Annotated in this window: 1 protein-coding gene; it reads right to left on the reverse strand. The window is 38.1% G+C overall.

Annotated features, from left to right (window positions below; genetic code table 11):
* Positions 1-126 precede the first annotated feature (126 nt).
* On the reverse strand, positions 127-888 hold the full coding sequence (locus CALSC_RS25005) for a metallophosphoesterase family protein (protein ID WP_088243900.1): 762 nt from the start codon (positions 886-888) through the stop codon (positions 127-129).
* Positions 889-947: the final 59 nt, after the last annotated feature.

A 947-nucleotide genomic window follows, 5' to 3' on the forward strand; every position in this document is an offset into this window, starting at 1 on the left:
AAGGGCACGGCATCCACAATCTTTTGATGTATAAAAGTATTTTACTGTTGCCGTGCCCCTACCCATCTGTCCCATTCTTTTTTCAAAATGCCTCAGATTACTTACTACTTTGTCAATTTATGTTAACTATCTGTAATACTTTCTAGTACCTACAAGTTTAGGGTTATCTAGTATCAACATAGTTACTGCTTCTTCTAGAGGTAAGGTACGCAGTTTGTTTTGAAAAACATTGACTTGATATACTAAATTATTGGTCACATCTAATCCTGTAAGCCATCCACTACGAGGATGATAAGCACCAGTATCAATATTTAACCACCCTGCACCTTGTACAATTTTCCCCGGAGCAACACCAGGGAAGGTAAAGGTCATAGTATGACCAACAATTATTTGTTTATTGGGGAAATAGGGTTTTTGCATACTATGAAACTCATCCCGTACCCAGCAAAATTGATTTGAGTTTTGTTTTTCTATACTCATGGAGGGATTTACCCCAGCATGAACCAACCAAATATCTCCTAAATCCAAATGCGTTGGTAGAGACTTAAACCACTCTAGATGCTCTTGGGAAATATTTGCTTGAGGGTAACTAGCTATTGTTGCTTGCCCACCACTATAAAGCCATGCATTTACAACTGATGTAGAAACTTGAGAATTTGTAAAAAGGTTTAACAGCATCTGCTCGTGATTACCCAAAATACAATGGTAGGAATTTTTTCTCACAAGTTCTACTACCTGGAAACTTTGTGGCCCACGATCAATTAAGTCTCCCAGGAAGTATACACTATCTCTGGCATTAGGAGCGATCGCTTCCAGTAATGTCATGAGACCTTCATAATAACCATGTACATCCCCAATAACAATTCTCCGGTTTTTGGTTGCAGTCATCAGTCCCTGGCTTAAATAAATTTGCTTTAGTCTTACAATACAGTTCAAAAGGTTGATAC

The sequence above is a fragment of the Calothrix rhizosoleniae SC01 genome (assembly GCF_900185595.1).
GTDB lineage: Bacteria > Cyanobacteriota > Cyanobacteriia > Cyanobacteriales > Nostocaceae > Calothrix_A > Calothrix_A rhizosoleniae.

Coding starts and splice junctions, on each gene's coding strand:
- CALSC_RS25005 (WP_088243900.1), bottom strand. CDS start 888: ATGACTGCAACCAAAAACCGGAGAATTGTTATTGGGGATGTACATGGT.